We start from the raw sequence: 23,852 nt of genomic DNA, 5'->3' as shown, positions 1-23,852 counted from the left end.
CCGTGCGATTAGTAAGCCATCGGTAATGCATCATCCGGAACAGGCACGTGTTGGGATAGCCTGACTGATAACGCGTTTTCTTTTATCTTTTCTGGGTTCATATAAGTATTCCAACCAAGTAAAGGTTCAGACTTAGTTGGGTCGAATAAATCGTCAAGCGGAAAATATCTGGCGTCCAGCTTCACTTCAATATCAAAGTCCTGCTCTTCGCCAACGCTCATACGAATAAATGATTTTAATTCTTCAAGACCGCGAGACCCTGGCGCCAGGCTATGAAACTCTTCTTCATTGTGCGGCACGGTAATAACGGTAAATTTACTTTGTGCCTGATAACAACGGGTGCCCATGACCGTGCTGACACCCAGCGCATTATTCACGCCATGAGGGTGATCCTCGTCCGGGAGCCGGCAGCGTGCGTCTTCAGGTAAGTCGTACCATGAGCCATTAAACTGCTCGATATAGGTTTCAAGACCAAACATGCCTGCAATACTGCTCCTTAAAGACTCAGCTGAACAGATTCCACGGGCAAAGTGAGCGGCATACTGAGCAATTGGTTCATCCGGCATGGTGGAGCGATAACGTAACTCGGGAATACCCAGCCCCGCCAACGACAATAAAGCATCAGTAAACAGGTCTTTCTTTTCAGTCCCCTCTCTGACTGTCCTCTCGAACGAAGGGCCCATCTGGTACTTGTGCCATGCCTCATAAAACAACGAAATAGTGCGATGATTAAACAGGTCGAGGTAATCTTTCAAAGCCGGATTTTTCTGTCTCAGCTCAGAAATTACCGTCTCACTCAGATAGTAAGGCATCACCCCCTGACTACCCGTCAGCCCCATCATGGCGACTTCGACCTGCCATTGCAGTGCAGGGTTTTCCTCAGAGTCGTGACTGTGAATGCGTTTCTGAGATACCTTGGTGACGTCAGAACCATTGAAGGCCAGCGAATTTCGAGACGTAAAGTGAACCGCCTCCTGATCCGGACGCGCTAATCCACCGACAGACGCATCGGCAACATCGTCATCCTCGGTATTCTGCTGTGATGCAGACTCAAGCAAACGCACCGCCTGAAAAAAATCGAAGCGTTGTGGCTCGCTCTGCAATTGCTCAATCAGATTAAGGCTTTTTCGCCGGCGCGCGGTGGCCATCGCTTAAACTCCCCATCTTTTCCATTAAGCGTTACGGTTAACTTGGTAAACGAATTAATCGACCCGTACAGACCGAAGAAACGCTCCATAACACTGGCGAACATAAGCGGGCTCGTTCCCGCAAGCATTACTGGGTCCAGTTCGAGATCAATCTGTGTTCCGCGACACAAAGACACCATGCCATCCACCTGAACGGGCGACGTAACGGGCTTAGTATGAATCGCAGCAATCGCGTCGATCATATTGCGTGTACTGGCGGAGTCTCTGAAATCGTACAAGCGCAGAATCTCTTTAAGCGCTTCTACGGAGCCTCCCCCCTGACTCAGGGACAGGTGGTTAAGATTGAGGTGAGAAATCAAACGCCAGTAACCGCGTTCCCGCAGAGGCGGGCGGATGGTCGCAGACGGAACAACCACACACTGGATACGCTCGGTCGGATATTCATCATCAACCACTTCAAAATATGGTCGCCCTTGCCCCGTGGTCAGCTTTCTCGGCACATTACGATTTGTGCACAAAAGCTTCATCTCGAGGTTCTGATTTTTCACCTGATGCGGATTAAAATTCATATCCACAAGACTGATATCGACCTCAGATGCCAGTTCATTGCGATGGTCGCCTTCAAGCACCTCGCGGCGATGCGTTAGCCAGAACGCAGGTTTAGCATCGGTGTTACGGCTGTGGTTCATGCCATAAAACGGACGGTATGGAGTGTAATAGCCATCACTGTCGGTCGCGCCAACATCCGTAATGCTATACACCTCCAGACCATCGCGACGACGGGAATCCGGAACAACGGGATAACGCGACTCGGTGTGCGTTAAGGCCACAGGGTCAGCCGTCGTCTCGAATATATTCACAATCGGCGTACAGCCAAGTGCAAACATTCCGGCATTCACCTGATGCTCCAGTTCTGAGTCACTCTCACGCAGATAAAAATAGACGTTGAGCGTATTGGTGTACGACTCGTTCATCGCCACATCAAGCTGAGTAAGATCAATAAACTGGAACTTCTCCTGAAACGCAAAAAACTCAGTTAATAGTCGATAACCCGCAAATGAATTCGGTGGGTACGGAAGCATCCCTTCGTCGGTACCAAAACCTACCTGTTCCAGACAATCAGAGTTAAGGAACACCGGGGCTACGTCTGACTCACCGTTAGCGACAACAACTTTAAAGCACTTGGTTAACAGCAAATCATAGAGTGGATGAACGTGCTGCAGCTGACCTTTAAGAAACAAACGAATCTTTGAAAAATCCATTTCATTCATAACCAGGTCTTCGCTCAGCGTTCTGAAAGAGACCTTAAGCACGGCAGCAGCCCCCTGCACCTCCAGGCTGCCTGGCGCAACAAAAGGCCGTGGCATTAACTGAGCTGTTTCTACTTTCAAGGGCAGCAGTTCAACCGGGTAAGAAGTCGTGAATCGACACTCTTCACCATCAGAATCTGTATCAAGCAAGGTACCTGCCGGTATCTGTACGGGCGCATCCAGGTCATCAAGTGGAGCAAACTGGGTGATCGCCATCGATGGCACTGGGCGCAGGTAGTGCGGATACAGAGTCTCCAGCATGGCATCCGTCAGTTCAGGAAAGTCATCACTCAACTTCTGCTGAATACGCGCATTCAGAAAGGCAAAGCCGGAAAGCAGACGCGACACCAACGGATCATCCACAGAGTCACTGCCTAGCTTAAGGCTTTCAGCGACGGAAGGATGCTGGCGTGCAAAATCACTGGCCGATTGCTTAATAAACGCCAGTTCTTTTTCGTAATGATATAAGAGCCTGTCGCTCATAATCAGAAAATCTCCGAGACATTTACCGTCTGATTGACGGGGTTTAACGCCGATTCAAATATAATCATTTCTTGTAGCGGGTTGACGTTGAGCGTTGCCTCAACCCGGAAACGGATTGTGGGGTCTTCATTATCAATCGCCACGTCCGTCTTCACTTTGACGGAGCGAATCCGTGGCTCAAAACGCTTCACAGCTTTTTCAATCCGGCGACAGAATTCATTGCGACTATCGAACGATGTCATATTGATTGTCGATAAATCAGGCAAGCCGTAGTTGAGAACGCAGTCGTCCAGATGGCTATATCCCGCAGGCGGTGACACACAGCAGTAACGGGTATTAAACAGATTCTCGAGGTCGCGACGTATGCTCTCGCGAAGGCTGCGCACAATCTGATGACTCTGGCGAAAATCTGTGCCCTTGTTCTGTTCCAGGAAACGATCAAGCAAAGGGGCAACGAGTGGTTTATCTTTCAGTTCAGACATACATCACACCTTGCCAATATCAATCTGACTTAATGACGTCGTCAGCCTGAGCTCTGACACCAGATGGTCAACCGAGTAATGCGTTTTTAAATGCACCAGGCTTGAGTAATAACCTGGCTGCGCGGGATCTTCATCCACCACAACTCTGGCCTCACGCAATGGATAACGTGCCATCATTTCCCATGAAAGGTCGTCCCGGCCGGTCGTGTATTGATCGAGCCAGTTCTGCAAAAAACGCTCACAGGATTCGGCGGTCGTATAGGAGCCCACCTTATCCCGAACAATAACCTTGATGTACTGCGCCACCCGGGAGCCACACAATATCTGCTGCAACATAGAGCTTATACGTGCGTTCGCTGTTGCTGATTTTTTCGCATACACCTTAGGGATCTGCAGCGATGGGCAGTTATTAAACACGGCATACGGCGTCTGAAAACAGTGACACAGGGCGATCATTCCATAGTCGCTCAGTTCACGTTCTAACTGATCAGTCACAGTGACAGACGTCGACATTTTCACCATCGCGCGGGATGAATCGGTGCGATAGGCCGGCGTCGGAAACTGAGTAACCAGGCCACCACCATAATGATCCCGAGGCACGCCGCGTATATGACTGAACCAACCGACCTCAGAAAATTCCCGGATCAGTACTGTCCCAAGTGCGAAACAGGCGTTACCCCACAAGTATTTGCGGTTATCTTTACCTGCGACGCTTTCATTAAATCGCAGACCACGGCGGGAACGGCGATTATCCTGATAAGGCTCACGCATCAGCACCTGAGGCAGAGTCAACGCAAGGAAACGACTGTCATCGTGTTCACGCATCGAACGCCAGCGCACGTAATCATGCGAGCGGAAAATTTCGTCGACATTGATATGCAGACCAAGGTTATCGAAATCATCCAGACCAAAAAGCTGAGGGGCCGCACTGCAGACAAACGGACAAAACGCCGCAGCTGCAGCCCGGCTGATGCCCTGCAAGGTAAACACATCATCAATGCGATGGTCTTCATAAGGCCTGTGCGCAACGTAGTAGTCACCCAGCAGAACACTGAAAGGCTCCCCACCGGGCGTACCAAACTCTTCGTTGTAGATCAGATGAAACAAGCCGCTTTGATCGAAGTCTGGCGCACGCTCCATATCACGAGCGAGATCCTTCCAGCTGACATCCAACAATCTGATTTTAGTATTTTCGGGATTAACAACGGCGTCGATCAGAAACCAGAGGCCGCGCCAGGAAGCTTCGAGCGCCTGAAAGCGCTTATTGTGCAGAACGGCATCAATCTGCTCAGAAATCAGCTCATCAATAAATGCGACTTGTTGAGCCAGCCAACGACAAGGCTCCAGACGTGACGTATCGGCGGGTGACGATAGTTCGACCCAACGGCGAAACGCCTCCACATCATCGTTTTCAGAAAGGAATGAATAAATATCCGCGAGGGGTATTTCGTCCGATGAAAGGGTTGGCGAAGGATTCTCTGACATGACAGCCATGCCTGCGGAATCGTTCAGCACGGAAAACCTCTGAAGAAGAAATTATAAAGGGGGCCTGAGGCCCCCGATATCTGCTTACTTAGGCTGCGGAATATTCGCAACCATACGCAGAGAAGTTGTCAGCTCTTCCATTTGCAGCCAAGGCTTCAGGTAAGCAACGGCGCTGTATGCACCTGGAGAACCTGGAATTTCCTTAACTTCAACGCGAGCTTCAGCCAGTGGGTACTTGGCTTTCATTTCAGCAGACGCATCTGGGTTGCCGTTGGTGTACTGGGCAATCCACTGGTTCAACCAACGCTCGCAGTTTTCTGCCTGCATGAAAGAACCTACCTTGTCACGCGCCATTACTTTCAGGTAATGAGCAATACGTGAAGTCGCCATCAGGTATGGCAGGCGAGCAGAGATAGACGCGTTTGCAGTAGCATCCGGGTCATCAAATACTTTCTGCTTCTGAGTAGACTGAGCGCCAAAGAACACAGAGTAATCTGTATTTTTGTAGTGACACAGTGGCAGGAAGCCCTGGTTAGACAGCTCAGCTTCACGACGGTCAGTGATACCCACTTCGGTAGGACACTTCTGGTCAGTATCGCCATCATCACTCTTGAAGATGTGCGTCGGCAGACCATCAACACGACCACCTTCGGCACCACGGATAGCAGTACACCAGGAGTTTTCAGAGAACGCACGCGTCAGGGTAGTACCCATCACATAAGACGCGTTCATCCAGCAGTAATCGTCGTGCTCAGTTGCTTTCGACATACCAGACTCGTCCAGATCAAACTCTTCAAAATTGAAGGCTTCAACTGGCTTAGACGCAGCGCCGTATGGTGTACGTGCAAGAACACGAGGCATAACCAGAGTGACAAAGCGTGAATCTTCGCTGTCACGGAAGCTGCGCCATTTAATGTATTCCTGAGATTCGAAAATACCGCCCAGATCACGTGGCTTAGACAGCTCAGTGAAATCGTCAAAACCGAACATGCCTGAACCAGCCGCTGAAATAAACGGACAGAAGCCAGCAGCAGCAACGTTAGACATATTGCTCAGCAGGTCGATATCTTCAGGGTGATTAGTGAACTCAAAGTCACCGATCATACAGCCGTATGGCTCACCACCAGCAGTACCGAATTCTTCTTCGTAGATTTTCTTGAAGATCTGGCTCTGATCGAACTCAACCGCTTTATCAAGGTCACGGAAAAGCTCACGCTTGCTCAGGTTAAGCATGCGGATTTTCAGAGTAGCGCCAGTTTCGCTGTTCATAACGAGGTGGTTCAGACCGCGCCATGAGCCTTCCAGCTTCTGGAATTTTTCGTCATGCAATACAGCGCTGAGCTGTTTTGACATCGCCTGATCAATCGCAGTAATTGCCTGCTTAATTGTATTGGTCAGGTTACGATCCCAGGTAACGGTACCTTTCAGAACCTGCTCGGTCAGGTTTGCCAGCAGGTCTTCAGTTTCTTCACGGCCAGTTTGCTTAGTGTAGGTAATTGCCTGTTCAAGCAGACTGACCGACTGTTCTTCCGCTTCTGCGCCTACCGCAGCTTCGACTTCAGTACTCATTACTCAGCTCCTTCTTTGCTTTCGCCAACACCCAGCTGCTGAGAAATCTCAGTGATGTTGTCAGTATTTTTCAGAATTTGTTCAAGAACCGTTTCCAGCTCTTCAGAGCGATCCGCTTTACTCAGCAGGTCACGCAGTTTGTTACGCGCGTCCAGAAGCTGCTTCAGAGGCTCAACCTGTTCTACGATAGCTTCTGGCGTAAAGTCGTCCATCTTACGGAAATCCAGATCCACAGCCATGGTGTTGCCATCGCCTGCCAGAGTGTTTTCAACCTGCAGGTTCAGCTTCGGATTAACTTTAGCCATCACTTCATTGAAGTTATCGCGATCAATCTGAACGAACTTACGCTCTTTCAGCGCTTTGCGGTTTTCAGCGTTATCACCTGAGTAGTCACCCATGACACCTGCAACAAACGGCAGTTCTTTTTTAACTTCAGCGCCATTCGTTTCAACATCATATGTGATGTGTACGCGAGGCTTACGCACGCGCTTCAGCTTATTGTGGATACTTTCGGACATGAGTAACTCCTTTTCCTTTGAGTAACGGTGTTTACCGTAATTCTGTTAATTCTTACCAGCTGGTCTCAGACTTTGGTTCAGGCTCAGCTTGCGGCGCAGGCGCGGCAGCCGGAGCAGCGGCTTCTTCGCTCGCCGCCGGTGCGGCAGGCGGCGCAACATAGGTCGACTCATCTGAGCCGTCCATTTTCACGCCTGTAAACTGCGAGAACAGACCGCGAGCATTGCTGTCTGGAATCAGCTCCATCATCAACTCGGCGACCGTCATCCGGCCCCAGCTGATCAGGCGCTCAAGACCCGGCGCCAGTGGTGTATGTGGTTCGTACTGACGGAAGTACTTAGCGACCTCTTCAAGGCGCTTAAGTGCTTCTTCGCGATTGGTAATCGGCCCTGTGGTTCCATTCACTAAACGCACAACCTGCCCTCCCTGTATGGCGCTGGCGTCTGCTGCGGCATCCTCAGCGGCTGCAGCACTTTCTTCGGCTTCTACAGCAGCGCTTGCAGCATCGGCTTCATCAAGCTTCGGCTTATAGATAAAACGGGTGGTACGTACGATTTCGGCAAGCAGTTCAGTGATTTTTGAACTTGGCGGTGCTTCAGCGCCGCACTTCTCACGCAAGGTCGAACTGATGTTTTTATAGAGTTCGGCACACTCTTCAAGTGTGGTTACAAAATTCTGGCAGGTAAGCAGGTCAGTGGCGGCTATCGTATCGGTAATTTCAGCCAGACTATAACCCAGTGACGCAATTCGCTCTGATTTCTTGTCGTCATCGTCAATCTTATCAGCGTCACGAGCCTGCAAATACTGATAGTAGCTGAATGCGCCTTTGTCACCGTAAACCGTGATTTCGATATTACGCAGCGGCGCCAGAAGAGTGCCTTCACCGCCATCACCATTAAGACCAGTCAGAGGCGCAACGCGCGTTTCAATACCGTCTTCATCAGGCAATGGATACACATCGTCCCAGAAGTTATCGATAAGCTGATTAATCACTGAGAGGCCATCACGCAGACCCGAGATACCATGGCTACGGACTAAGCTTTCGAGGTACCAGGACGCCACTTCCAGATCTTTTGAGGACTCTGTCAGGATCTTACTGGCAGTACGCTGCACAATATCCCAGGGGCCTGCCACATCCACTTCATCGTCACCACCGAACATGGCCGAGCGTTCAGCGGCGCGAGCGGCATTACGGGCGTCTTTAATGGTGTAGTAATCGGACGTTGGGGAGCGGTCTTCACGAATATCAATGCCCTGCGGAGTATCTTCATTAACAGGGGCGACGAGGCTTTCGATATCGACAACTTGACCAAATGGCATGGCAGAGTCCTTTCAATTTTGGTGTTTCTGGTCCAGTAGGAAAATGATACTACACCAGCCGTAGGGTGTTAACACCCATTAAATTATGACCACTGACCCGTCAGCATGTGGGTATATTCTTCCGGAGAGGGAAAACCAGATGCGACAAAAGATACCGACGGCGTATTTTCATTCGCACTCATTCCCCAAAGGCTGACACTGCCGGGCACGGGCTGCGTCATGCTATGCAGAGAACCAAATTCAGGATTGGCACCTCCCACAGAAACCTGGCTGCCCGAAGCGCTTACAAAGCAATGTCTCGTGCACGCAGGTATGGCGACATGACTCAGCTTTTCACAAAGGTCATCAACAGTCAGTTGCTCCTGAAGCCCGGATATGGCTACCTGTTGCAGCTCTGCAAACCAACCGTCGCCATCCGCCATCAACGCATACAGGTTTTCACCCTGAGCGAAAGGCACAGCAATCGACAAGGGGAAATAACGGCCAACGCTATCTACACTCGGCACCAGAATGCCAGCCCAGCGTTGCTGATCAACAACGCCGGCATCAAGACCAAAGCGCCAGACAGAACTGGTTAAGTAAAAGTCTAACCAGTCATCAGCAAGAATATTGCGTGAGCCTGCCACGACGCACTGCAGCCATTCATCCCAGACATCGATAAATGTCTGCGGTAGATTACGAACCAGAAAATCGCCGTGCGCGGGTAACTTACCGTAGATGCCGTAGTTCATAAAAATTCCTTACAGCGACTGTGGGCAACGGAAGTTACGAAGCAATGACAGGTCGAATGGATTTACATTCGTGCTCGCTGCCAGTCGATACTGCGCTTGATACCCAGACTCAGTAAACGTAATTACCTTTTCAGATTTATTTACGGTGGAGTGCAGCTGAGCATCATCAAGCATTCTCAGCAGCGACCAGTCACCATCGTACTGATCGTTGGACACCCGCTCTCCAAGGTCTTCGAACACAATACGAGAACGCCCACTTTCACCGGCGATCCAGTTCAGCGATTTTTCAATTCGAGGGCCATGAGAATAACTGATCCGATTCTCACCAATTTCCATCGTAAACAGACGGACATTAGAGTGGAGTTTCTCAGGCGTCGCACGGAAGTTAATCGCAGCAGCTTCACCTTCTGAGAACCAGGCGCGGCGAATATCGTCAGCACGTTGGAACTGGCGCAACGCTTCGCTGCTTAAGCCTAAAGAGAAACCACCATAACCTTTCTGCTTCCAGCGGTAGGTATCGACAAACGGAGACACATATTCATCGACGAATGCCTGCTGGATACCCCCCGGCTTGAAGAACTCATTAAATGCGACCACTGAGGCCTCTGACTGACGCCCTGCAACCAGTGGGTAGCGGTCGCCCAGCGTATTACGGAAAGTCTCATAGACCTGATAACGCCATACGGTATTAAGATGCACACCGGCTTTACCCATGACAGCGCCCCAGGTCTGATCGGCCAGTTTATTCAGCCAGTCGGCAGGTTGTTCAGGTGCGGTTGCCGCCAGGTTTTTAAGTTGCTGAATGGCGTCAGCACCGCCACCAGAGAAACGTTTTTTCGCCGCTTCAAAAGCCGCCGCATTTGAATCTGGAGCACCATCAATCTGACCGAGGTATTCAGCCAGTGCTCCGATCGCTTCAAGATAACCCGCAAACTTAGAAGGCGTGCCTTTCTCGGCCGCCAGCATGCGCTGGATATCACGGAAGCGAAGATCAACCAGCGTCGGGTCGTACACCATACCCGCCGCTTTTTCGACGAGACCGCCAGCAGCACCGGAGGCCGTAGGCATTTCAATTTCTGGCGTAAGAGTCGTGTTTTTTACAACCAGCTCTGTCACCTGAGAGAGTGGCGATGAAAGCTGATCTGCCAACTTAAGTAGGTGGGTGACAGACTGACTACCACCCGGTAAATTCGCGAGGCTGAATTTCTGGTAGAAGGCCTGCCAGCGGCGGGCATACTCAGTCAGGTATAACTTCTCGACATCGGCACTTAATTTCTCGAGATCCGCTTTGCTGTAATCTTCGCCACTGATATTACCGCCATAGATCCACTGATCCGCAGCGATCTGTTTCATCATTTCGGAGTCAGGGCCATACTCCGCCTGATCGTATCCTGCCTTAGTGAAAAGGAACGGCATCATAAATACCGGATCATTTTCACTTAAACCGAACACCTGCTGAGGATTGCCGCCGATCTCTCGATAGAGGTCAACTTCACGGGCGTTGTTGCCCATTTTCTGAAGTTGCGCAAACAGTCTTTGAGCAACCGGAATACGCTGTAAGTACTGGCGGGTGCGAGTAACGACATATTCATCAGGCTGGAGCTGTTCATCAAAGCCCAGTTCAATCAGGTGATCGAGGTGAGTCAGCAGCTGCGACTGCTTAGTCGCTTCACCGGGCAGGAGATCCTGCCAGCGAGTCTCTGCGTAAGCGCGAATCTGTTCATAATCGCGGTGCTCCTGATCAAACAGCATCAGATACACACGAAACACAGGTAAAAGCGCGCTATCGTCTGCGCCCAGCGCATTGAGGTGACGCTCGAGCATGTTAGCTACAGCCGGATAAAACACCTGATTAAGCTGCGTGTTGTACGCCTGATCTGCCGCTGCATCGACGCGGCCATCATACAGGCCAAGGTAACTGATGAAGGGGTGCTCTTCCTGATCGTAAACAAGGCTCGCCTGATAGAGCGGAGTCAGAAGTTCGAGTGCTTCTTCCGTTGTCGCCTGCTCCGGGCGAATGGTTTCACGTAATTGCAGATAATCACGATGCAGGCTATCAACCTCAGCCATGTATGCCCGGTTCTGCACCAGAGCACCAGTCCATAGAGCCGCACAGCCAATCAATAAACCGGTCAGGCCCGCAACCGCACCGCGGCGCATCCAGCGCAACAGGTTTTCAATCTTACGGTTTACACCAACAAGCTCTGATTCAGGGAAAATAACATCGCGGAAAAGGCGGGTAATAAAGAAACTCTTACCGCTGTTATGCTGTTGCTTGCCCATACTGCGTTCAAGACCAAAGTTAGCGCTCACTTGCGCCATCATGCGGTCAATCGGGCTACCTTCCTGTGTGGCGCTGGTAAAGTAGACACCACGCAACATAGGTACTGTGCTGTAATTATTCGGTGCAAACGTCTGCTGAATAAACCCATCAACGACGTTCGCCAGACTTTCAAGCGCTGGCGGGAAACCCTGAATCATGGCGCGCTTATCGGTATTACGCTCGTGCTGGACACGCCACAGCAGACGCTCGTTCAAGCGCTCCACCAGCTGATTAAACTCGTGACGGAAGCGGCTGATATCAGCACCCGTATTTTCACTCTCTTCCTGAGGGAAGCTCACACCCCAGACCTGCTCGCGCTCGGCCTGTGACAGGTTACCGAAAAATTCAGCAAAGCCAGCCACAAGGTCGCCTTTAGTAAAGGTCAGATAAACGGGGAAACGAATACCGAGTTCATCCTGCAATTCACTGATGCGGGCACGGATAATTTTTGCCTGCTGCTCACGCTGTTCTTTCGTCTGTACCATCAGATCCTGAAGACTGATAGCAATCAGAGCACCGTTAATAGGACGGCGACGACGATATTTTTTCAGCAGGGCGAGAAAAGCCTGCCAGGCATTATTGTCCACCACCCGATGACTGTCCTGGGTGGTGTACCGGCCTGCGGTATCAATCAGAACAGCGTCGTTAGTAAACCACCAGTCACAGTTACGAGTGCCACCGATGCCGCCCAGGGCTTGTTTACCATGGGTGTCAGCCAATGGAAATTCCAGCCCCGAATTCACCAGCGCGGTGGTTTTACCCGAGCCCGGCGGACCGATAATAATGTACCAGGGGAGCTGATAGAGGCTGAGTTTGCCCCGACGCGAACTGAAACGTGCCTTTTTGAGCGTGGCCAGAGCATCACGGAAGCGGGTTGCCATCTGTGCCAGCTCTTCCTGACTGCGCTCCTGATCGGGGTCAACAACGTCGTTGTCTTTCTGCTGAGATGACTCAATCTCGCCCAGCAATTCTTTATTCTGTCGACGTTCAACCAGCCATTGGCTGACATTCCAGGTCAGCCAGAACAACCAGAAAAATCCGATAATAATCGCCCGGGTCATCGGGCTAAGCGTCATATTATCTGCGCCGAACTTGATAAATTCAGCACCAAACCAGATCAGCAACGACAGAGCCGTGAGCCCGATAATTCCGACGACCCACTTATTTTGCAGAAACGCCAACAGCTTTTTCATGTGTTCTCCATGTACACAACGGGAGGCGCATCCTTACCCGATGGTCATTTTTATTCATTCAGCAGCTATCTCATCAAAGACAGCAAGACTAGGGCCTGTTAACACTAATTAAACAGGCCTGTTATCGGCTAAAACCCCCTCAGATAAGGCACTGAGAGTGTCGCCTAACGGGTTAAGCAAGCGAACAGTAACGCGATATGAGGGATTTTTAGCCATAACCCTTCGGGCTGAGGCCAGTTTTTCCCATTTACGTCGTCTTTGGTCATTCATTTAACCCGTTAATATCACTCCTCTTTCCTTGTTCTGAGAAAAACTGGCTCTCAGCAGGCACGCTTCACTTAGTGTTAACAGGCCCTAATAAAACCGCTTACCTTGTGGTGGTGATACCACCTCGGAATCTTTTGCAGGTGTACCGTCAACGCCGGATATCTCTGAGTAGATACTTTCAGCGACGGGAGTCGTCTCCTGATACATCCAATAACGGAAACCGGAATAGGTCAGCACGAGTAACGCCATCACAACACTGGCGATGACCCACAAAGGAATATAATTTTTCAGGTACTCGCTGGGCTTCACGGAACCTTCCCAGTGGGGCGACAACTCTGACTCCCACCCAGGGCGATGACTTTCAATGGTGTGATACAGGTTTTCGCGTATCTGTTCGAGCTGCTCGTTCCCCCGGGGCATAACGCGATATTTCCCCTGAAAACCCAGGCTCAGGCAGAGATAATAAAGTTCAAGCAGATCGAGGTGAGTCCCCGGCGTTTCCAGCAGCTTCTGCAGAATCAGGAAGGATTTTTCACCACCCGACGTTTCCTGATGAAACAGACTCAGAAGTGAATGTTGACTCCAGCCACTGCCCGCTCCCCATGGGGTATTCAACACCATTTCGTCAATGACAGAACATAACAGGTAACGCGCAGCGACGACGGTGTCACCGGAAATACCGGCATTTCTCGCGTTACGCTCAAAGCTCTTTATTTCTTCCGTCAGACGCTTATGCAAGTCAGGCACCTGATCGTGCTTCATGGTCGAACGCAGCTTGGTCACCAGAGTCAACAGCGTGGTTGCGCCTGTCACCAGCGGATTAAGCCCATGACGCACATCGATTTTTTCATTGCCCGCCATCGCTAGTTGAGGCGGTGCTGCCCGGCCCTGCCCTGCACCAGCAGAAGAACGCGCAGCGCCCGGCGTAGGAATCATGACCGTGCGGTCAGAAGCGCCCGGCTGTTGTCCATCATTGCCCATACATCAGCTCCTGATTGCCCAGAGTTCCATGATTAAGCCGGGATAATCGGCGCCAAGATGTACCGCGAAACCACCGGACTGCTGCATCGACTTCCACAGATCCCCGGTATTCTCAATTTCGAAATAAGTGAAACCGGCGTGGTACGGAATCTGTCGTGGCGCGACAGGCAGCGGGCGCGTTCTCAGACCCGGTAGCTGCGTCGTGATCAGCTCCCGAATAGTTTCGACCGGTGCAATTTTTGCCTGCGCAGGGAAGCGGCTACGTAACACTTCTGTTGGCATGTCCGCTTTAACCGCAACCACAAACGATGCAGTACGCGTCAATGATGGATCAGTGATCGGCGCCACATAAATACCGAACCTACGCTCGACCAGATCCAGAGAAATAGCTGACTGCTCAAGTACCATACTGAGCGACTGGCGCAGCGCCGAGAAAAGCCCAGCAAATGTCTGCTGCAAATCTGTGTGAATGTACAGGGGCATTTCCGGTGGACGTTTATCACTGGCAGTAAATGTCGACAGTTCGCCTGCCAGTTGCAACAGCTCGGTATAGAGTGTCAGAGGATGCAGAGTTGCTAACTGAGTCAGATGCTTCACCAACGGCTGCACGCGGTTAATGACCTGTAGCAGAAGGTAATCTGCAATTTCGGCAGAACCTGAACGTCCTGAATCGCTCAGGCGATGGCTCAAAGCTTCACCACGCTGACGCAGCAGGCCTGACACTTCTTCGATGTAACCTTTAATTTCACCACTGACCGAACAATCGAGCACGGGCGGTATAAATGTTTTATCGAGTTTTACCGGATTTCCCGGTAACCGTTCTGCGATGCGGGCAATGCCAATACAGGCGTAACCACCGAGGTCTTCTGAGCCCAGCTTAAAGCAAGTGGATAATTTACCGATCTGGATACGTGCCGACTGTCCTGATGCAGACGAGCTGTCACGCGCATCGAAGTTGTAAGTCTGGAAGCGTGCCTGTGGGAACTCTTCAGCATCACGAACGGATTCCTGAGCCCCAGGGCGACGCATAGGCACGCACAGGTAAACAATCTCATCCCGGGTATTTTCAGGAATCTCAATAATCGGAGGAAGTTCTTCCGCTTCAGGCGCCAGTATCGGCGTGCCGTCCGGGAAAATACCGCGGACTGAGGAAATAGAAACTTTGCCCAGTTCAAGCGCCTCGACATCGATCGTCAGCTCCTGAATACCCCAGTAATAACTACCTACGGCCCCGGTGCGAACATCAACAAGGCGCTCAACAAAACGATCCTGCTGCTGAAAATGCTGAGGGCGCAGGAACATTCCTTCCGACCAGATTACCTTGTTCTTTGAAGACATGAGTCATCCTTTCCGTGACTGCACAGACCGTACAGTGAATTCCGAATTCTGAATAGCGCGACCGTCAGAGTTGTGAAGAACGATCGCTGCGTAGTTTCTTGTGAGGCGTAGCAGCACTGTTGTCTTCTTCTATTTCAACAACGGCAATCTGATTTCCCTCGATACCGACCTGAACCACATTTTCGTTGTGTTCCAATACTGGAATGACCAGTAACGCCTCGGCGTCACGATATTGAATAAACTCAGCCATCAGCCCCAGATACTTAACTTCGGTCGCCAGCTCGATGGTTTCGATACGCTGCTCACCCGGGGTCAGTTCTTTCAGCACAATGGTATCGATCAGATCTTTACCCAGACGAGCCGGTGCGCCCTCGTACAGACTCAGGAAATCTTCCCGACTGAACTGACGATCATCAGCCAGCTTAAATACATGGATCACGACCGGTGACGGACGATCATCTGCATCCGGGTTGATCTGCGTGCCTGCCGTAAATTCGATAACGGCGCTGGTATCCATATTCAACGCTTTACGCGCCGACTGACACCCCGACATCATCGCCAGTACCAGCACCAGCGAAACCAGGTGCCATCCTTTCTTAAACTGCATTGTTTTTCCTAAAAGTAATCAGGTACGGTTAAGCGCCCGTGTATTTTTAAGCTCGGCCAACTGCTTTTCGTAGGCGCGGGCAAATTCTTCACCAAATAACTGGTTATACGTCGTCTCATAGTCCGACTTCAGAGCCTTGAAGTATTGCTCGAACGCGAGCCAGTTTTTCGCATCTTTATTACCCAGCAGCGAATCACGGGCATTAATGTGCTGCTTCAGGTTATCCGGGTCAAAATGTTTAAACATCGTATCGTACGCGGCATGCATGCCTTTCAGGACAGCCACCTGATGATCAGACAAGTCATCAAAGCTGTCACGCACCGCATCCTGAGGACGCATAAATGCAGACGCATCACGGCTGAACATCATCTTCAGAGCGTCTTCTGCGTTGGCAGAAAATTTCAGCGGGTTGTTATCCACAGTCTGAATCATGGTGTGCTGTACACGAAGTTCATTTTTGATCGCCGTACGGGCACGCAACAGATCAATCAGGCGGGTCACGGCCTCATTTACAATGCCAGAGACCTCGGGCATTAAGCTATCCAGCTGATCATCCGAGATATTATTCAGGCCCATAAGACTGGCCAGCTGTCGGACATCAACACTCGACGTGCCTGCACCAGACGCAGCCTGAGCTGATCCAGAACCAGGCTGACCAGCCCCGAACGCAGCCTGACCCTGACGGGAGGCTGCAGGTGTTGGTTCCGGGATCTGCGATTCAGGCACAGGAGGCACCTGCTGCGAATCAGGAAATGACGAAAACGCCGGTGGCGTAGTCTGTGGTTTCTCGGGAGACGCAGGTATCCCGAACAAACTATCAATATCATCAGCTCCGCCCGCAACCGCTTCAGATGCTGCAAACGGATTCGGCTCTGACGCGGGCGACGCTGACGCAAAAGAATCTGAAGCAAACGGGTCAGGAGTCTGAGAGTGCTGCGATTGAGGGGCCTGCTGCACAGGCGCCTCTGGCCGAGGAATTCTGATGTTCTGCTGTTCTACAGGGGCATGATCTGATGCTGATCCGCTTTTCCACCAATCGTCATTATCATCCCAACCGGACGACGACGGTGCAGGATCTGAAAAAGCCGGTTTATTTAACGCAGCGAGGGGATCATTGCCCGATGACGACGATCCAAACGACCCTCCGAATAAGGAATCATCCGATGACGATGAACCCCACGGGTCATCTTTAGCAGAGCCCACCGACTGAGACACGACAGCGCCCCAGTCCTGTTCTGGTTGTTTCGGTGTCTGAGCACCCGGCTCAAGCCAGGAATCTAACTGACTGGCACTGTTCGCCGACTGCTGCTTCGCGGCCGTTGCCGGGTTAAACGTCGTGCGATCTCCTTTATCAAGGAAATCTGCCGACCCTAAATCAGCCGGAATCGCGGGCTCAGCCGGAGGCGCCTTAAGAGTGACCTGCAACTGATACTCACCACAGATTAAAACATCGCCTGCGGCCAGAGGGTGCGGCTTACCGGGACCAAGAGGGTCCTGACTGTCATTCACAAATGTACCGTTGGTGCTGTGGTCCAGCAACGAAAAGCGACCATCAGCGAACACAACCTCAAGATGACGTGAAGAAAGAATGCGCTCGGTATCCGGCAATACCCAATCGTTGGAGTCGGCACGTCCGACTGAGCCACCCGCACTGCGGAAGACTTTCGTGTGATTGAGCATATTGGCGTGAGGCGGGCATTCGACGACCGTCAGAATCAAGTCCATTTCTTCACCGTAGGTTTCCTGTGGTTCAGCGGCAAAAAGAGAATAACCGCAGCGCAGACGAGCGGTCACAACAGACACCTGTCTTGAGCCGCGCGAGCAAGTCCTATAATATCGGCGCCACTTTCTGAGTTCAAGCAAACGGAAGGTCGGGCCAACGAGGAACCAGGGCTCGAAAAGGACGAAATACGTCAAGGGTATCGATACGACAGGCTCAATATGACCGATAACAGGGACGACAAGACACGTCTTGTCACCGGTGGAAAATCCACTGGAAACGCCAGCAATTCAGACCGCAAAGCAACCGGAAAGCCATCTGGCAAAGCTTCTGAAGGTCCTGCTAAAAACGACGACGCTACTGTATTAGCGGGCGGCTCAACACCGAACAAATCTCAGCGAAACCCGGACGCCACGCTGGTGACTTCGCAGACTCCCCTGTCGACGCCGACCAGCAGTCGCACTGGTAGCACCACCACTGGTGGTACTACGCCGCGCGTATCAGCCCTTAACAACAAAGTGATCAAAGGGCGTTTCGAGCTGGTTTCCATGCTCGGTGCTGGCGGTATGGGTGCGGTATATAAAGCACTCGACCGACGTAAAGTTGAAGCCAGTGACTCAGACCCTTATGTAGCCGTCAAACTGTTGAATGACGATTTCCGTCAACACCCGGATGCCTTTATTTCGCTGCAACGGGAGTCGCGCAAGTCACAGACGCTGGCTCACCCGAACATCGTAACCGTTTACGATTTTGACCGGGACCGCGACACCGTATTTATGACCATGGAGTTCCTCGAAGGCGCTCCACTCGATGAACTGTTACGGGAACATCCAAACGGCTTGCCGCCTGAGCAGGCCGAAAGTGCACTGCGTGATATTTCTAACGCACTGATTTACGCACACTCGCACAACATTATTCATTCCGACTTCAAGCCCGGAAATATCTACGTCACCAAGAACAAGGGCTCGAAGGTGTTCGACTTCGGTATCGCCCGCGCGGTATCCGAAGGCAGCGCAGCGCACGGTGCGGGAGAAAAAACCATTTTTGATGCGGGCACACTCGGAGCGCTGACTCCGGCTTACGCCAGCTACGAAATGCTCAAAGGCGCAGAGCCAGCGCAGTCTGATGACGTCTACGCCCTTGGCTGTGTGGCGTACGAACTGTATGCAGGCAAGCATCCTTTTAACAAAACCCCTGCAGATCAGGCGCTGACTAAAAAGCTCAAGCCTAAGCGCATTAAAGGCCTGACCCGTCGCCAGTGGAACGCCCTGTCAGGCGCACTGGAACTGAAGCGCGATCAGCGTACGGCAACGGTTGATGAGTTTTACAAACAGTTCTTCGGTAAAGCCCGCATGCTTATCTGGGCTCTGGCGGCATCGCTGACTGCTTTTGTCGTTGGTGGCGGTGTTTACTATCAACAGTATCAGGAACAGCTGATCGCTCAGGAACAGTTAAAAGTTCAGCTCGAAGAAGAACTCGCGCAGAAACTTGAAGATTCGGCCATCACCAACCAGACACAGAAAATCGAACAGCTGGTTCAGATTGCAGCCCTTACCCCTAAGTGGGATATGGAGCTGCGCCGTGAACTGCTGAACTATGAAAATCTGGTGTCGAATATCGATGGGCTGAATACCGATGAACTGAACGAAAGTGTTCGTCAGCGTGTTATTGCAGCCTACATAAAAGAAGCGAAGCAGCGCATCGCTGACAATAATCTCGAAAACGTTCTGAGTCTGTTGCAGTACGCCAGTCGCTGGGAAGCTCCCGCAGATCAGATCGAACTGCTGACCAATCAGGTACTGACCAATCAGGAAGCCGATCGCCTGAGACAAGAAAATGAACGTCTCGCCGCAGCGAAAAAAGAAGCCGACCTGCTTCGCCTGGAACAGGAAAAACGAGAGAAAGAACTCGAAGAAGCACGCCAGATCCGTATCCGTCAAGAAGTGGCTGCGCTCGAAAAATCCCTGCGCTGCCCGAACCAGATTGATGTCGCCGGTGACGTCGCCAGCCACCTGAAAGCACTTGAGTCGCTGGACCCGGGTCGCTCGGCTGACCTGCGTAATATCGTTGCTAACTCACTGACCAACTGCTTTAACAAACTTGCAGCCGTCAGCCCATTTGCCGCCGATACCATGCTGACCGAAGCCCGCGAACTGCTGCCATCGCAAGGCCAGCTCGATCCACTGGTTGTCGATTACTGCTCACACCTCGAGCCAGGGACCGGTGCTAAAGGTCGCCGTTACACCTGTGCAGATCCACTGCCACGTGACGCACTGGGGCCGACGATGGTGGTTGTGCCTGCTCCGGACGGTGGACGCCCGATCGCCATCAGCCAATACGAAATTACCTACGATGACGTCGCCGACTACTGCACTGTTTCACAGCTGTGTGATGCCGATAAATACGCGCGTAATTTTATGCCTATTCACAACATCAAAGTGGATTTTGCAGAGAATTTCGCAGGCTGGCTGAGTTCCGTTACCGGGCATTACTACCGTCTGCCGACGTATGATGAATGGTTAACTGCAGCGACCGCCGACGGCGCGGCTGAATTTCCGGAGCGTAACTGCTTCCTGAAATACGGAGCCATTGAGAAAGGTCTTGAGCTGCACAAAACCACCAACGGTAAGCAAAACTCCTTTGGTCTGGCATCGCATGTCGGTAACGTTCAGGAATGGGCATACCGCGATAACGAACTGGTCGCCGCCGGTGGCTCTCGCCAGACGCCTCTGAACGAATGTCGTTACAGCACAGTAACTGCTCACAACGGCACCGCTGACGAATTTACCGGCTTCCGCCTGGTACGTGAACTGGCACGTTAATCCTGCTTAATTGGCCGCCGGAGGGTTGATTACCCCAAGCGGCCAATCCATCCCGGTCCAGAGCACCAGAAGTGCTGTCCAACCAATAAGAAATGCCACACTGTACGGCAGCATCATGCTCATGATGGTACCGATGCCGATATCTTTGCGGTATTGCTGCGCGAACGCTAACACCACGCCAAAATACGGCATAAGTGGTGTAATTATATTTGTACTGCTGTCACCAATGCGGAAAGCCACCTGAGTGGTTTCCGGTGCAATGCCAACAAGCATCAGCATAGGAATAAATACCGGTGCTAACAGCGCCCATTTAGCGCCGCCACTTCCGACAAATAAATTAATGGTCGCTGCGATAAGGATAAAAGCCACCAGCATAACGGGAGCTGGGGCGTTCAATTCTGTCAGCAGTTCTGCACCATGAATTGCGAAAATAATCCCCAGATTACTCCAGGCGAAGTAGGCAACAAACTGTGCCGCAAAGAACATCAAGACAAGGTAACCGGCCATGGTCGCCATGCTCGCCTCCATCGCGTCAACCAACTTATGCGACTGACGCCAGGTACCGCTGAAGCGACCATAAATATACCCACATAAAAGTGCATAAATTGAGATAACAACCACAATGCCTTTCATAAAGGGCGAAGAAATAATGGCCATACCCTGACGCAACCAGGCATTCTCTCCCGCTAACCCACTGGCACAGATAAGAGCAAATATCAGAGTAAAAATCGCAACGGCTTTCAGCCCGCGGCTCTGATTAATTTCTTCCGGATGGTGTTTACTTTCTTCGGTGAAAACCTGTTCTTGCGGATTCTCTTTTGCAGCTACCTCGTCGTTATCTTCAACCGTTATTGAAACCAGTCGCGGTTCGACCCAGCGTGCTGTTACCAGGGTGGCCAACGCACTGACCAGAAAAACAGAAGCGACCATAAACCAGTAATTGGCGGCAATATTTACCTCGCCCCCCGGCTCAACCAGTCTCACCGCTTCGGTGCTGATACCGGCTAATACAGCATCAAATGGCCCGAGCAACAGATTGGCACTGTAGCCACCAGAGACGCCCGCAAAGGCAGCTGCAATACCGGCCAGGGGATGACGACCGGCACTTTTAAATACCAGTGCAGCGAGAGGGATAAGAACAACATAGCCTGCGTCAGCGGCAAGGCTCGACATAACGCCTGCGAAGACCACCAGAAACGTCAGTAAGGCCCCTCTCGCACCACGAACGATCGAAGACAGTAGAACAGCAATAAGACCACTGCGCTCTGCAACTCCCAGCCCCAACATGGCAATCAGTACGGTTCCTACCGGGGCAAACCCAGTGAAATTCGATACGGTCTTAGTGAGAATTTTCGCTGCCCCTTCGGCAGAGAGCAGGTTCATCGCTGTCAGTTGTTCACCATTAACAGGATGTACGGCTGATAAGCCGAGAGCAGATGCCAGCCCTGAAATCAGCAGTACCAGTCCGCACAGCCAGATAAACAACAGCGTAGGATGAGGCAGGCGGTTCCCTGCATGTTCAATACGGGAGAGAAGGCGTTCAGTAACAGAGGTCATAGGCATTTCCGGCGACAGGTGTCATCAGAATGCCTGAATATCAGCAGGGTTCAAGCTACAGGGCTTTGGTAGCAGACACTGCCGGACTAATCCGGCAATGCCAGAGGGCTGTCAGACCAGCCCCATCTCATTCAGCATCACATCATAACCTTCCTGATAGTTGCTGAATTTAAACTCGTAGCCCAGCTCACGCAGTCGTTTGTTAGAACAACGACGGTTAGCGCGGCGTGATACTTCACCCACGTCGCTGTCCGGGTCGACCTCACCGATACGATCCTTCATCCATTCGAGGACATCGAACAGAGTGGCTGGCTCGTTATCAGTGGCGAGATAGCAGTCATCGAGTGATTCGCCGTTCAGGGCGCGATTAATCAGAAATTTGAGTACTCCCAAACAATCATCACGGTGAATGCGGTTGGTCCATACAGCGGGTTCAGGGTCACAGTAACCACCCTGACGCGCCTGCTGAATCATGCGTTCACGGCCCGGACCGTAAATACCAGTGAAGCGTACGACAGTGCCGCCGAATGCCGAATCGAGCAGTACTTTCTCGGCCGCCAGCATTTCTTTGCCGGCAAAGCTGGATGGCGTAGTTTCGGAGTTTTCGTCGACCCACTCACCATCCATCTGGTGATATACCGAAGAGCTGGAAACAAAGAAAACACGCTTAGGCGTCTGCCCTTTCAGCTTCTTAAGAATATTCTTCAGGCCTTTCACATAGTAGGCGTGATAGCCTTCTTTCGAAAAAACCGGCGCTGCCACGCTGTATACGACAATATCAATGTTGTCTGGCAGGTCGGTCAGGGTGCTGGCATCTGACACGTCAGCACTGATCACCTGAACCCCTTCCCCAACGGGCTTGTCCGAACGGCGGACGCCAGTCACGTCATGCCCTTCCCGGGCGAGGTCCTGTGCCAGATGGCCGCCGATATCTCCGGTGCCCACAACCAAAATAGAAGCCATGCCTTTCCTCCACTATTTCAGGCATTTTGTACCGCATCTAGGCGGTACCTTACGTTTTATTTTATTACGGTCTTTCGCTGACGTAATGGATAGGTAGAATAAATCAGATAAGCCACCTTCATTCAAGGTAACAATCATGACCCTGACCGAACTCCGCTATATCGTCACTGTTGCACAGGAACGACATTTTGGCCGAGCCGCTGAAAAATGTTACGTCAGCCAACCGACGCTCAGCGTAGCGATAAAAAAGCTGGAAAGCGAGTTAGAGGTCGCCATTTTTGAGCGCAGCAAAAATTCCGTCACCGTTACCCCGTTAGGTGAGCGTATTGTGGCCCAGGCTCAACGTGTTTTAGAGGAGTCCCGGGCCATTAAAGATATCGCCAGCTCGGGCAAAAATCAGCTGTCGACGCCACTGCGCCTCGGCGCCATTTTCACCATCGGGCCCTATCTGTTTCCTCATCTGGTTCCGCAGATACACAGTGCCGCGCCGGGCATGCCGCTCTACCTGGAAGAAAACTACACCGGTGTCTTACGTAAGCAGCTTAGAGAAGGCGAGTTGGACGCCATCGTGATTGCGCTGCCTTTTACTGAACCCGACGTCGTGACCCGACCTCTGTACGAAGAGAAGTTCGTCGTCGTCATGCCCAAAGAACATGAGCTGACGAAGCAGAAAGATATCGACCCTGAGCAACTGATCGACCTCGACCTGCTCATGTTGGGCGAAGGTCACTGCTTCCGCGATCAGGTGTTTGAACACTGCCCCGCATTGCACCGCAAACAGCACAGCCGGGTGGGTAGCGTCCTCGAAGGCAGCTCACTGGAAACACTCAAACACATGGTCGCCACCGGCCTCGGTGTGACTGTGCTCCCTGAGTCCGCTCTCGGAAATATGGACGAAAACCTGCTGGCCACGCGTCCGTTCCGTGAGCCGGCGCCGTTTCGGACGGTGGCTCTTGCCTGGCGCGCCAGTTTCCCTCGAGGCAATGCCATCGACCTTCTGATTGAAAACGCCCAGCTGTGCTGGTCTAAGAAGTAAC

17 protein-coding genes are annotated in these 23,852 nt (G+C 51.8%); 2 read left to right on the top strand and 15 right to left on the bottom strand.

Going from position 1 to position 23,852, the window contains the following annotated elements:
• Positions 1–8: 8 nt before the first annotated feature.
• The 13 genes from tssG to tagH form a co-directional block, all read right to left on the bottom strand.
• Complete coding sequence (tssG, locus tag B3007_RS14730; protein ID WP_068436251.1) at positions 9–1,148, bottom strand: type VI secretion system baseplate subunit TssG; 1,140 nt, start codon at positions 1,146–1,148, stop codon at positions 9–11.
• Entirely contained in the window at positions 1,112–2,941 is a 1,830-nt protein-coding gene (tssF, locus tag B3007_RS14725; protein ID WP_301376878.1) for a type VI secretion system baseplate subunit TssF, read from the bottom strand. Before tssF ends, tssG begins: the two co-directional genes overlap by 37 nt.
• A 2-nt stretch (positions 2,942–2,943) precedes the next feature.
• Complete coding sequence (tssE, locus tag B3007_RS14720) at positions 2,944–3,423, bottom strand: type VI secretion system baseplate subunit TssE (protein ID WP_068439116.1); 480 nt, start codon at positions 3,421–3,423, stop codon at positions 2,944–2,946.
• A 3-nt stretch (positions 3,424–3,426) separates the two neighbouring features.
• The gene (gene tssC / locus B3007_RS14715) at positions 3,427–4,908 is read right to left on the bottom strand and encodes a type VI secretion system contractile sheath large subunit (RefSeq protein WP_301392233.1); all 1,482 of its coding nucleotides are present in this window, start codon (positions 4,906–4,908) and stop codon (positions 3,427–3,429) included.
• A gap of 84 nt (positions 4,909–4,992) precedes the next feature.
• On the bottom strand, positions 4,993–6,477 hold the full coding sequence (gene tssC / locus B3007_RS14710; RefSeq protein WP_068439115.1) for a type VI secretion system contractile sheath large subunit: 1,485 nt from the start codon (positions 6,475–6,477) through the stop codon (positions 4,993–4,995).
• Positions 6,477–6,995 carry a type VI secretion system contractile sheath small subunit gene (tssB, locus tag B3007_RS14705; RefSeq protein WP_068439112.1) on the bottom strand — a complete coding sequence of 173 codons (519 nt, stop codon included), beginning with the start codon at positions 6,993–6,995 and terminating at the stop codon, positions 6,477–6,479. The genes tssC (B3007_RS14710) and tssB overlap by 1 nt, the downstream gene beginning before the upstream one ends.
• 52 nt (positions 6,996–7,047) lie before the next feature.
• Positions 7,048–8,313 (bottom strand): type VI secretion system protein TssA, encoded by a 1,266-nt coding sequence (gene tssA, locus B3007_RS14700; protein ID WP_068439110.1) that lies wholly within the window; start codon positions 8,311–8,313, stop codon positions 7,048–7,050.
• 83 nt (positions 8,314–8,396) lie between these two features.
• Positions 8,397–9,044 carry a type VI secretion system-associated protein TagF gene (tagF, locus tag B3007_RS14695; protein WP_297531617.1) on the bottom strand — a complete coding sequence of 216 codons (648 nt, stop codon included), beginning with the start codon at positions 9,042–9,044 and terminating at the stop codon, positions 8,397–8,399.
• Between the two features lie 9 nt (positions 9,045–9,053).
• A complete protein-coding gene (tssM, locus tag B3007_RS14690; RefSeq protein WP_301376880.1) occupies positions 9,054–12,560 on the bottom strand; it encodes a type VI secretion system membrane subunit TssM in 3,507 nt (1,168 codons plus the stop codon).
• Positions 12,561–12,914: 354 nt separating this feature from the next.
• On the bottom strand, positions 12,915–13,808 hold the full coding sequence (gene icmH, locus B3007_RS14685) for a type IVB secretion system protein IcmH/DotU (protein WP_301376882.1): 894 nt from the start codon (positions 13,806–13,808) through the stop codon (positions 12,915–12,917).
• 3 nt (positions 13,809–13,811) lie between these two features.
• Complete coding sequence (gene tssK, locus B3007_RS14680) at positions 13,812–15,146, bottom strand: type VI secretion system baseplate subunit TssK (protein WP_301376884.1); 1,335 nt, start codon at positions 15,144–15,146, stop codon at positions 13,812–13,814.
• Between the two features lie 64 nt (positions 15,147–15,210).
• Positions 15,211–15,753 (bottom strand): type VI secretion system lipoprotein TssJ, encoded by a 543-nt coding sequence (tssJ, locus tag B3007_RS14675; RefSeq protein WP_301376886.1) that lies wholly within the window; start codon positions 15,751–15,753, stop codon positions 15,211–15,213.
• An 18-nt stretch (positions 15,754–15,771) separates the two neighbouring features.
• Positions 15,772–17,547 carry a type VI secretion system-associated FHA domain protein TagH gene (tagH, locus tag B3007_RS14670; RefSeq protein ID WP_301376888.1) on the bottom strand — a complete coding sequence of 592 codons (1,776 nt, stop codon included), beginning with the start codon at positions 17,545–17,547 and terminating at the stop codon, positions 15,772–15,774.
• A gap of 147 nt (positions 17,548–17,694) precedes the next feature.
• Here tagH and B3007_RS14665 point away from each other — a divergent pair, with 147 nt between their 5' ends.
• Positions 17,695–20,295, top strand: a complete 2,601-nt coding sequence (locus tag B3007_RS14665; protein WP_301376890.1) for a protein kinase domain-containing protein — start codon at positions 17,695–17,697, stop codon at positions 20,293–20,295.
• 6 nt (positions 20,296–20,301) lie between these two features.
• Here the strand turns inward: B3007_RS14665 and B3007_RS14660 are convergent, their stop codons facing one another.
• Together B3007_RS14660 and B3007_RS14655 are read right to left on the bottom strand one after the other, a co-directional pair.
• On the bottom strand, positions 20,302–21,852 hold the full coding sequence (locus B3007_RS14660) for an AbgT family transporter (RefSeq protein WP_301376892.1): 1,551 nt from the start codon (positions 21,850–21,852) through the stop codon (positions 20,302–20,304).
• 111 nt (positions 21,853–21,963) lie between these two features.
• Positions 21,964–22,815, bottom strand: coding sequence for an SDR family oxidoreductase (locus tag B3007_RS14655; protein WP_301376894.1), 852 nt, complete (start codon positions 22,813–22,815; stop codon positions 21,964–21,966).
• A gap of 136 nt (positions 22,816–22,951) precedes the next feature.
• On the opposite strand from B3007_RS14655, the gene B3007_RS14650 reads away from it, so the two are divergent.
• Positions 22,952–23,851 (top strand): hydrogen peroxide-inducible genes activator, encoded by a 900-nt coding sequence (locus tag B3007_RS14650; RefSeq protein ID WP_301376896.1) that lies wholly within the window; start codon positions 22,952–22,954, stop codon positions 23,849–23,851.
• Position 23,852: the final 1 nt, after the last annotated feature.

Source organism: Thalassolituus sp. UBA675 (assembly GCF_002297765.1).
Classification (GTDB): Bacteria; Pseudomonadota; Gammaproteobacteria; order Pseudomonadales; family Oceanobacteraceae; genus Thalassolituus.
This window is presented reverse-complemented; position numbering and strand designations above follow the sequence as displayed.

Coding starts and splice junctions, on each gene's coding strand:
- tssJ (WP_301376886.1), bottom strand. CDS start 15,753: ATGCAGTTTAAGAAAGGATGGCACCTGGTTTCGCTGGTGCTGGTACTG.
- tssF (WP_301376878.1), bottom strand. CDS start 2,941: ATGAGCGACAGGCTCTTATATCATTACGAAAAAGAACTGGCGTTTATT.
- icmH (WP_301376882.1), bottom strand. CDS start 13,808: ATGGGCAATGATGGACAACAGCCGGGCGCTTCTGACCGCACGGTCATG.
- tssM (WP_301376880.1), bottom strand. CDS start 12,560: ATGAAAAAGCTGTTGGCGTTTCTGCAAAATAAGTGGGTCGTCGGAATT.
- B3007_RS14655 (WP_301376894.1), bottom strand. CDS start 22,815: ATGGCTTCTATTTTGGTTGTGGGCACCGGAGATATCGGCGGCCATCTG.
- tssK (WP_301376884.1), bottom strand. CDS start 15,146: ATGTCTTCAAAGAACAAGGTAATCTGGTCGGAAGGAATGTTCCTGCGC.
- B3007_RS14665 (WP_301376890.1), top strand. CDS start 17,695: ATGACCGATAACAGGGACGACAAGACACGTCTTGTCACCGGTGGAAAA.
- B3007_RS14650 (WP_301376896.1), top strand. CDS start 22,952: ATGACCCTGACCGAACTCCGCTATATCGTCACTGTTGCACAGGAACGA.
- tssA (WP_068439110.1), bottom strand. CDS start 8,313: ATGCCATTTGGTCAAGTTGTCGATATCGAAAGCCTCGTCGCCCCTGTT.
- tssC (WP_068439115.1), bottom strand. CDS start 6,477: ATGAGTACTGAAGTCGAAGCTGCGGTAGGCGCAGAAGCGGAAGAACAG.
- tssE (WP_068439116.1), bottom strand. CDS start 3,423: ATGTCTGAACTGAAAGATAAACCACTCGTTGCCCCTTTGCTTGATCGT.
- tssB (WP_068439112.1), bottom strand. CDS start 6,995: ATGTCCGAAAGTATCCACAATAAGCTGAAGCGCGTGCGTAAGCCTCGC.
- tagF (WP_297531617.1), bottom strand. CDS start 9,044: ATGAACTACGGCATCTACGGTAAGTTACCCGCGCACGGCGATTTTCTG.
- B3007_RS14660 (WP_301376892.1), bottom strand. CDS start 21,852: ATGACCTCTGTTACTGAACGCCTTCTCTCCCGTATTGAACATGCAGGG.
- tssG (WP_068436251.1), bottom strand. CDS start 1,148: ATGGCCACCGCGCGCCGGCGAAAAAGCCTTAATCTGATTGAGCAATTG.
- tssC (WP_301392233.1), bottom strand. CDS start 4,908: ATGTCAGAGAATCCTTCGCCAACCCTTTCATCGGACGAAATACCCCTC.